Here is a 9,314-nt window from a genome sequence, read left to right on the forward strand (position 1 = left end):
CGAAGGGGGCACAAGCTATTTCTCCGATGCGGAACGTCTCTCGTGTAGTGACTGACCTCCTTTCACTCTCCGGTCTCCGGACGCAGTTCAAGACGAAACGAGGCGCGGTGAAAGCGGTCGACGGCGTCGACCTCACGATCGAAGAGGGCGAGACGGTCGGTCTCGTCGGCGAATCTGGATCAGGCAAAAGCGTCACGGCGCTGTCCGCGATGGACCTCGTGGACAGCCCCGGCGAGGTCGTCGGCGGCCGAGCGTCGCTCCGATCGGCCGACCTCGCCGCCGACCTCGCCGCCGACCACGACGGTGCGGTGGTGTCGTATCCGTTCGCGCTGATCGACGCCGTCTGGGAGATCGCCGCCGACCTCCGCGAGGGGACGGAGGTCTCCTCGACGCCACGGGAACTCCGGGGGATCGCCGACGACCTCACGGACCAGAGCGATCCCGCGGGGCTCGCGGACACGCTCCGAGCCGCCGCTGGACGGCTGTCCGACGGTTCGGGCGAGGACATCGCCGACGGGCTCACGGACGCGCTGGAGGGGGCCGTCGACGGGTTCGTCTACGTCGACGCCGAGGCCCGCGAACAGCTCCGGGGCGGAACGCCCGCAGACGCGATCACCGTCTCCGAGGGCGTGATCGATCTCACGGCAGCGCCCGAGGAGGCGATGCGGAAGATCCGCGGCGGCGAGATGGGGATGATCTTTCAGGATCCGATGACGTCGCTCAACCCGGCGGTGACCGTCGGTGAGCAGGTGGCGGAGTCGCTCCGGCTCCACCGGTACGGGGGGCGCAAGCGGGACACGTGGCTCAACGCGATCCGCGAGATCCTCCCCAAGATCGGCGGTCGAGAGTTCGACGACGCGATAATCGACGATGTCGTCGACATCCTCACCGACGTGGGGATCCCGGAAGCGATGTCGCGGCTCGAAGAGTATCCGCACGAGTTCTCCGGCGGCATGCGCCAGCGCGTCCTCATCGCGATCGCGCTGGCGTGTCAACCCGACCTGCTCATCGCCGACGAGCCCACCACGGCGCTCGATGTCACGATCCAAGCGCAGATCCTCGACCTGATCGACGACCTCCAAGACGAGTTCGGGATGTCCGTGCTGATGATCACCCACGACCTCGGCGTGGTCGCGGAGACCTGCGACCGGGTCGCGGTGATGTACGCGGGAGAGATCGTCGAGGAGGGACCCGTCGAGGAGATATTCCACGACCCCAGCCACCCGTACACGTACACCCTACTGGAGTCGATTCCGACCGAGGAGAAAGAGCGGCTCACGCCGATCGAGGGGAACGTCCCCGACCTCATCGACATGCCCGACGGGTGTCACTTCGCGGACCGCTGCCCGTGGGCTCAGCCGGACTGCCGGACGGGAGAGATCCCGTTCCTCCAGCACGGCGGGGCGGACGTCGACCACCGGTCGAAATGTATTCTCCCGGAGTTCGACGAGAACGAGTACGGTACTGACGGCGTCCAATCGGCGACGAAACACGACATCGGGGAGCCGCTCGTGCGGCTCGACGGGATGCGGAAGTACTACGAACAGGAGACGGGAATCTTGAGCCGAGTGTTCGGGAGCGCGCCGAGCGTTCGCGCCGTCGACGGTATCGATCTCGACGTTCACGCCGGCGAGACCCTCGGACTGGTCGGCGAGTCCGGCTGCGGGAAGTCGACGGCCGGACGGGCCCTCCTCCACCTCGATCCGCCGACCGACGGGACGGTCGTGTTCGCGGGCGAGGACTTGGGCGACCTCTCGAAGACCGAACTCCGGGAGAAGCGCAAGGACATGCAGATGGTGTTCCAAGACCCAATGTCGAGTCTCGACCCGCGGATGACCGTCGGGCAGACCGTCATGGAGCCGCTGAAGATCCACGACCTCGCCGAGGGACGCCGCCGCGAGCGCGTCTTCGAACTGCTCGACGAGGTCGGTCTCGACCGGAGTCAGTACGGTCGGTACCCGCACGAGCTCTCCGGCGGGCAGCGGCAGCGGGTCGGCATCGCCCGGGCGCTCGCCGTCGACCCCGACTTCATCGTCGCGGACGAGCCGGTGTCCGCGCTCGACGTCTCCGTCCAAGCGCAGATCATCAACCTGATGCAGGACCTTCAGGCCGAGTACGGGCTGACGTATCTGTTCATCGCTCACGACCTCTCGGTCGTGCGGCACATCTCCGACCGCGTCGCGGTGATGTATCTCGGTGAGATCGTCGAGATAGCCGCGACGGACGAGCTGTTCGCCGAGCCGAAACACCCGTACACGAACGCGCTGCTGTCGGCGATTCCGGAGCCGGACCCGCTCGCCGAGACCGAAGACCGGACCCTCCTCAAAGGCGACGTGCCCTCGCCGATCAATCCCCCCAGCGGCTGTCACTTCCGCACGCGGTGTCCGGCGGTCATTCCGCCCGACGACCTCGCGATCGATCAGGAGCGCTACCGGGAGGTCATGTTCTACCGACAGCGGGTCGAGACGCGCAACATCGACCTCGCGGCGATGCGGGAGCGAGCGAGCGCCGCAGAGTCACCGGGGGGCGTCGCCGCCGACGGCGGGAGCGGATTCCACGCGGCGATACGAGCGGAGTTCTTCGACGGCCCGCTGTCGGGACCGGCCGGAGACGCCGTCGAGGAGTCGTTCGACGCGCTGGCCGACGACGACTGGGAGCGCGCCGAACGAGTCCTCCGCGAGACCTTCGAGAGCGTCTGCGAGCGGAGCGACCCCGCGCTGAGCGACGACGACCACCCCGCGGCGTGTCATCTGTTCACCGAGGAACTGAACTGACGGGTCGGGAGACGGGTCCCGAGAACCGTTTCGAGAACCGCTGATACTTCTGACCGACACCCAGCCGTCCGGTACTGTTATCTATGTTGGTGTTAGTAGACATATCTATGTCTGGTAATAACAACCAGGTACCCCGGCGAAGCTTCCTGAAAGCCGCCGGGAGCGCGACGGTCGCGACGGCCGCAACGAGCACGCTCGCCGGCTGTGCGGGCGGGAACGGGAGTGAAGGCGGCACGCTCAGGTACGGGCGGAGCGCTCACTCGGAGACCCTCGACCCGCAGAACACGACGAGCGGCGAGGTCTCGAAGGTCACGAACCAGATATACGACGGGCTCATCGACTTCGAACCGGGCGAGGCGGCCATCACCGAGTCGCTCGCGACCGACTGGTCGATGGACGGGACCGAGGTCACCCTCACGCTGCGCGAAGACGCTCAGTTCGACGACGGCACGGAGTTCACCGCCGCCGACTTCATCGCCACGTACCGGCGGTTCACGGACGAGGACTACGAGTACTACTTCGAGGAGGGGTCCGCTTACGGTCCGTTCACGCTCGGAAACTGGATCGACTCCGTGGAGGCCGACGGCGATTACACGCTCAACATCACGCTCACGCAGCCGTACGCGCCGTTCCTTCGGAACCTCGCGATGTTCGCGGCGGTCGTCCTCTCGCAGGACGACATCGAGAGCGGCTTCGACTTCAACGGCGACGCCAACGGGACCGGGCCGTTCCAGTTGGACGAACTCGACAACGCGAACGGTCGCATCCGGCTGACGCCGAACGAGGACTACTGGGGAGACGGTCCGCAGATCGCCGAACTGCTGTTCATCGAACGCGGGCAGAATTCCACGCGTGCGCAGGCGCTGGTCGAGGAGGAACTCGAGATCATCGACAACCTCGACCCGTCGACGATCAGCACCGTCGAGAACGCCGACAGCGCGGAGGTCGTCAGCGGCCAAGGGATCAACATCGGCTACATGGTGTTCAACCAGTCCCGCGTCGAGGCGTTCCGCGACGCTCGCGTCCGGCAGGCGATCAGCTACGCTATCGACACGCAGTCGATAGTCGAGGAGGTCTACGACGGGATCGCGACGCAGGCCGACCAGCCGTGTCCGCCGGCGCTGTTCGGCCACAACGACGACATCGACCCCTATCCGCAGGACCTCGATCAGGCACAGAGCCTCTTGGAGGAGGCCGGCTACGGGGACGGCTTCTCGTTCCAGCTCACGACGTTCCAGAACGCTCGCGGCTACAACCCCGCGCCGCTCCCCACCGCGGAGACGATCCGAACCAACCTCGGCGAGATCGGCATCGAGGTCGAGATCGACGACCGCCAGTTCTCCGACTACCTGACTTACACCGGAGAGGGCAATCACGACGCCTCGCTGTCCGGCTGGTACACGGACAACGCCGACCCGGACAACTTCTACTACGTGCTGCTTCACCCGCAGGTAGAGTCCCCGGACGGACAGGACTGGGTGGACTGGGAGACGGAGGGGTTCAACACCTCGAACCGCGCGGCGTGGGCGAACCAGGAGTACATGGACCTCATCGAGGAGGCCCAGCAGACGGCCGACCAGGACGGCCGCGCGGACCTCTACCACGAGGCGGCACAGATCGCCCGCGACGAGGCCCCGTGGGTGTACATCGACTACGCCGACGAGATCCGCGGCGTGGGGACGGCCGTGAGCAACTACACGGTGTCCGCGATCGGCGGTCCGCACCTCCACCTCGTCGAAGTGGAGTGAATCCGACCGCGAACGGGACGAACGACCCCCGGTGACGGGAAGTTTTTAGCCGTTTGAAAATACGGGTTCCTGTAAATGGTATCAAAGCGGTTCGTCGCGAAACGACTCCTGTTGCTAGGGCCGGTGTTGTTCGGCGTCGCGACGGTCGTCTTCGCGATCCTCCACCTCTCTCCCGGCGATCCTGCGCTGACCATCGCGGGCGAGCGGGCGAGCCAAGAGTTCGTCGAAGAGGTTCGGTCGAACCTCGGGTTAGACGATCCGCTCTGGGAACAGTACCTGCGGTTCCTCCGCGAGACGGCCACGCTCGAGTTCGGACAGTCCTACCAGATCCAGCGCGGGACGCCGGTTCGCTCGATCCTCGTGAACCGTCTGCCGATCACCATCGAGCTGGCTATCCTCGGTCAGATCGCGGGGCTGTTGTTCGGACTCCCGCTGGGAATATTGAGCGCGGTGAAACAGGACACGCTGACCGACCACTTCACGCGCGTCGGCGCGCTCGCCGGAATCAGCGTCCCGATCTACTGGAGCGGGCCGCTGCTGATCCTGCTCTTCGCACAGATTCTGGGGGTGCTCCCGACGAGCGGCCGGATATCCTCGTCGTACTTCGTCGACACCACGACGGGACTGATCCTCGTCGACACGCTGATCGAAGGGAACGTCGAGGCGTTCCGGTCCGCGGCCACCCATCTGCTGATGCCCGTCGTCGTGCTCGGCATCTACTCGATGGCGTTCATCTCCCGGATGATGCGGTCCTCGATGCTCGAAGTCATCCGCCAAGACTACATGCGGACCGCACGCGCGAAAGGGCAAGGCGAGAAGATCACCGTGCTGAAACACGGGCTTCGGAACGCGTTCATCCCGGTCATCACCATCATCGGGATCCAGTTCGGATCGCTCCTCGGCGGGTCGGTCCTGACCGAGACGGTCTTCGAGATCAACGGGATCGGCACGCTCCTCGTCACCGCCATCGAACAGAGCGACTACCCGGTCGTACAGGCTACCGTCCTCGTCTTCGCGTTCATGTACACGCTCGTGAACCTCTTCGTGGACATCACCTACTCGGTTCTAGACCCCCGGATCGACCAATGAGCACCGAAACACCACAGTCGTCGGACGTCGAACGGAACGTCGTCGAGCGGCTCCGCGCCAGTCCGTTCCTTCAGGAGCTGCTCTCGAACCGCATCGCCGTGTTCGGGCTACTGATTATCGGGACGATGTTCGCGGTGGCGATCTACGCCCGGCTCACGTACGAACTCGACGCGATCGTCGACACGATGTTCAACGCGAACCCGACTCAGGCGGCACCCAGCACGGAGTTCTGGTTCGGGACCGACGGACAGGCGCGCGACATCTTCCCCCGAGTGCTGTACGGGGCTTGGTACGCGCTGAAGTTCGGGACGGCGACCGTGTTGGCGTCGACGGTCCTCGGGATCGCCGCCGGGGTCGTCGCGGCGTACTACGGCGACCTGACCGACAACGTCATCATGCGGACGATGGACGTGCTGCTGTCGTTCCCCTCGCTCCTGTTGGCGCTCGCGCTCGTCACAATCTTCCCGGAGTCGCTGGGGCTGTGGCGCGCCGTCGCCGCGCTCACGCTCGTGTACACGCCGCGGTTCGCCCGCGTCGTCCGCGGGGCGGCGCTGAAGGTCTTAGAGGACGAGTACATCGACGCGACGTACGCGCTCGGGGCGACCGACCCGCGGCTGCTGATCCGGCACGTGCTCCCGAACTGTCTGGCACCGATCACGGTCCAGTCGACGCTGAACTACGGTCTCGCTATCATCGACATCGCCGCCCTGTCGTTCCTCGGGTTCGGGGCGAGCCCCGGCGACCCGTCGTGGGGAATGATGCTCTCGGAGGGCGTCGAACGGGGGCTCTTCTCGGGCGCGTGGTGGTGGTCGTTCTTCTCCGGACTGTTCCTCGCGCTCACCGTTCTGGGGTTCAACCTCCTCGGCGACGGGATGCGCGACGCGCTGGACCCGCGGATGCGAGACACCGTTGACTGACTCCTCGCTCCCGATATCGCGGTCTCGCCGCGTCCGCTACCGGACGCTGGTCTTCGGTGCGGTTCGATGGGCGGTGGTCGGCGCTGTGGTCGGGGCCGTCGTCTCCGCGGGACTACTCGCGTTCTGGCCGCCGAAGCCGGCCACGGACACCTCGTTCGCGCTCGGTGCGTTAGTCCTCGGGTTCGGCGTCACCGCGTGGTCGACGGCGGTCGGTCTCGGCCGGACCATCGAGGGACTCCAAGCACGTCTCGACGTCTCCTCCAACTGGACGGAGGCGAGCGCACGCGAGGCGTTCTTCGTGCTGTCGTGGACGGGGACCGGATGGGCGTTCGCCGCCGCGTTGCTCTCGGTCGCGTTCGGCGTGTAGCCGGCGTCGCGAAAATTCGACCGCGAATCCTTCCGACTCAGTACGGCAACACGCCGGTCACGGTACCGAGCAGCGCGACACCGATCGCGAGGACCTGCGCGACGAAGAACGCCTTCGAGGAGGCCCAGCCGAAGTACAGCAGCGTGATCATCGGGATCGCGCCGATGGCCGCCGGCCAGAACCCCATCGTGAACAGGATCGAGAGGAGCCCGGTCGTCGCGAGGATGAGCACGTCCATCCCGAGCGAGACGAGGTTCCGGCGGCGAAGCTCCTCGGGGTCGAACATCTGCGCCAGCGACCCGCGGCGGTCGCCTCGGTCGTCCGTGGTCGACGTCGACGACATCGTCAGTCGTTAAGCGTCTCCTGATGCGCGTCGTCGAGCGCGCTCGTGATCTCCTCCGTCGCGGTGTCGGGCGTGGCCCACAGGCCCTTGAGCACCGACCAGAACTCCTGCTGGAACGGGTTCCCGAGCGCGTCGTCGAGGTCGGGCACGACCGTCACCTCGGCGGCGAGGTCGGGCAGGTTCGCCATGACCTCGATCTCGTAGGCGTCGTCTGGCACCTCGGTGTTGGAGGCGATGAACCCGCCGTCCTCGACCCACACCTGCTGGCCCTCGGCGGAGACGAACGAGCTCAGCGCCTCGCGGGCGGCGTCGACGTTGTCCGAGTACGTCGGCACGGTGAACCAGTTGACCGACGAGGAGATGCCGTCGACGCCGGGGAGCCGGAAGACGCCGAGGTCCGAGGGGTCCTGGACCGCGTCCTGCGCCGGCGTGAACGACCCCATGAAGTACAGCGGGAGGCTGTTGTCCCAGAAGTACTCGTACTGGACGCCGAAGTCGCGCGTCTGGCTGAAGTACCCCTCCTCGTGGAGCGCCTTGATCTCGTCGAAGGCGGTCGCGACGCGGTCGTCGGTGAAGGAGGCGTCGCCGTCGATGAGGCCCTGCTGGAGCGACGCGCCGTCGTCCTGCCGCATGAGGAAGCCCTCGGTGAGGTCGCTGAGCGGCCACCCGGTCCCGTTCCCGGAGGCGATCGGCGCGTCGACGCCGTCGATGGCCGCGATCTCGTCGAGCAGCGTCAGGAACTCGTCGTAGCTCTCCGGCTCCGAGAGGCCGTGTTCGTCGAAGAAGGACTTCCGGTACCAGAAGCCGGGCTTGAGGTCCATCTTGAACGGCGCGGCGTACACCTCGCCGTCGACGGTCACCCGCGACGGGTCGACCGCGAAGTTCTCCGGGTCCCACGCGTCGCCCACCGGTGCGAGGTGGCCGTTCTGCGCGTCGGAGATGATCCGCGCCGGCGAGGGCATCACGACGATGTCCGCGGAGGCGACGCCGGACTCGTAGTCCATCAGCGTCCCGGTGAGCAGGCTGTCGGTGTCGCGCGGGAAGTACTCTAAGCTCATTCCCGTCGACTCCTCCACGAAGTCCATCACCTTGCTGAACGACTCCTGCTCGCCGCCGGACCAGACGCCCGTGATTTCGAGGCTGCTGGCCCCGCCGTCACCCCCGTCCCCGCCGTCCCCGCCGTCGGATCCGCCGCCGGAACAACCGGCGAGTGCGACGCTCCCCAGCACCGACGCGGTTCCGGTCGTCTTCAGTACGCCCCGCCGCGTAGTACAGGATCGATCATCGGACATGTCGTTCCCATCGTTCGGTCCCAATTACTTCAAATTTGCTTATTAATTACCGCTATAGTCACTAATCTCAACCGGTGCGACGCGATCGGTGACCACCGCTATTTATTGGCGTCTCGGCGGTTGATGGGGACATGACGGTCGAAGCCGACCCGTCCGCCGACTCGACGCGTCGTCCGAACGTAGTGCTGGTTCACTGTCACGACCTCGGGCAGCACCTCGGCTGTTACGGGGCCGACGTCGACACGCCAAACATCGATCGGATCGCGGCCGACGGTGCCCGGATGGCGAACAGCTTCTGTTCGGCCCCGCAGTGTTCGCCCAGCCGGTCCAGCATGATGACCGGCTACTACCCCCACGAGAACGGCGTCATGGGGCTGGCGCACATGGGCTGGGCGCTCGGGGACGACTGGGACACGCTCCCGAAACACCTCCGGGCGGCGGGGTACGACACGGCTCTGCTCGGCTTCCAGCACGAGGTCCCCGACGAGCCGGAGCGGCTGGGGTACGAGTACGTCGACAGCGGGACGAAGCGCGCGCTCGACCTCGTCGACGTCGTCGACGACTTCTTCGCGGACCGCGCCGACGCCGACGATCCCTTCTTCGTCTCCATCGGCATCGAGGAGCCGCACCGCCCGTTCCGCCGCGAGTACCTCCCCGACGGGACGTACGACGACGCCGACCCCGACGCGGTCGACCTCGACGACTTCCCGTACCTCCCGGACGCGCCGGGGGTCCGCGAGGACGCCGCCGACCTCGACGCGCTCGTCTCCGAGGTGCTCGACCC

General features: G+C 66.4%; 8 protein-coding genes. 6 read left to right on the plus strand and 2 right to left on the minus strand.

Going from position 1 to position 9,314, the window contains the following annotated elements; genetic code table 11:
* The first annotated feature begins 47 nt into the window (after positions 1–47).
* The 5 genes from BN903_RS18390 to BN903_RS04495 all read left to right on the plus strand — a co-directional run bounded on the left by BN903_RS18390 (position 48) and on the right by BN903_RS04495 (position 6,895).
* Positions 48–2,774 carry an ABC transporter ATP-binding protein gene (locus tag BN903_RS18390; RefSeq protein ID WP_048076579.1) on the plus strand — a complete coding sequence of 909 codons (2,727 nt, stop codon included), beginning with the start codon at positions 48–50 and terminating at the stop codon, positions 2,772–2,774.
* A gap of 107 nt (positions 2,775–2,881) precedes the next feature.
* Positions 2,882–4,522 carry an ABC transporter substrate-binding protein gene (locus BN903_RS04480; RefSeq protein WP_048076580.1) on the plus strand — a complete coding sequence of 547 codons (1,641 nt, stop codon included), beginning with the start codon at positions 2,882–2,884 and terminating at the stop codon, positions 4,520–4,522.
* A 75-nt stretch (positions 4,523–4,597) separates the two neighbouring features.
* The gene (locus BN903_RS04485; protein WP_048076581.1) at positions 4,598–5,611 is read left to right on the plus strand and encodes an ABC transporter permease; all 1,014 of its coding nucleotides are present in this window, start codon (positions 4,598–4,600) and stop codon (positions 5,609–5,611) included.
* Positions 5,608–6,528 carry an ABC transporter permease gene (locus BN903_RS04490; RefSeq protein WP_048076582.1) on the plus strand — a complete coding sequence of 307 codons (921 nt, stop codon included), beginning with the start codon at positions 5,608–5,610 and terminating at the stop codon, positions 6,526–6,528. The genes BN903_RS04485 and BN903_RS04490 overlap by 4 nt, the downstream gene beginning before the upstream one ends.
* Entirely contained in the window at positions 6,521–6,895 is a 375-nt protein-coding gene (locus BN903_RS04495) for a hypothetical protein (RefSeq protein ID WP_048076583.1), read from the plus strand. The genes BN903_RS04490 and BN903_RS04495 overlap by 8 nt, the downstream gene beginning before the upstream one ends.
* Positions 6,896–6,932: 37 nt before the next feature.
* Here the strand turns inward: BN903_RS04495 and BN903_RS04500 are convergent, their stop codons facing one another.
* Both BN903_RS04500 and BN903_RS04505 read right to left on the minus strand, forming a co-directional pair.
* Complete coding sequence (locus BN903_RS04500) at positions 6,933–7,238, minus strand: hypothetical protein (RefSeq protein ID WP_048076584.1); 306 nt, start codon at positions 7,236–7,238, stop codon at positions 6,933–6,935.
* A 2-nt stretch (positions 7,239–7,240) separates the two neighbouring features.
* On the minus strand, positions 7,241–8,467 hold the full coding sequence (locus tag BN903_RS04505; protein ID WP_048076756.1) for an ABC transporter substrate-binding protein: 1,227 nt from the start codon (positions 8,465–8,467) through the stop codon (positions 7,241–7,243).
* Between the two features lie 194 nt (positions 8,468–8,661).
* On the opposite strand from BN903_RS04505, the gene BN903_RS04510 reads away from it, so the two are divergent.
* Positions 8,662–9,314 (plus strand): sulfatase-like hydrolase/transferase (locus BN903_RS04510; RefSeq protein ID WP_048076757.1); only part of this gene is annotated, 653 nt, incomplete at its 3' end.

The organism is Halorubrum sp. AJ67 (assembly GCF_000513435.1).

Excerpts from the sequence above, each read along its gene's own strand:
- BN903_RS04480 (WP_048076580.1), top strand. The coding sequence starts at position 2,882 with ATGTCTGGTAATAACAACCAGGTACCCCGGCGAAGCTTCCTGAAAGCC.
- BN903_RS04485 (WP_048076581.1), top strand. The coding sequence starts at position 4,598 with ATGGTATCAAAGCGGTTCGTCGCGAAACGACTCCTGTTGCTAGGGCCG.
- BN903_RS04490 (WP_048076582.1), top strand. The coding sequence starts at position 5,608 with ATGAGCACCGAAACACCACAGTCGTCGGACGTCGAACGGAACGTCGTC.
- BN903_RS04500 (WP_048076584.1), bottom strand. The coding sequence starts at position 7,238 with ATGTCGTCGACGTCGACCACGGACGACCGAGGCGACCGCCGCGGGTCG.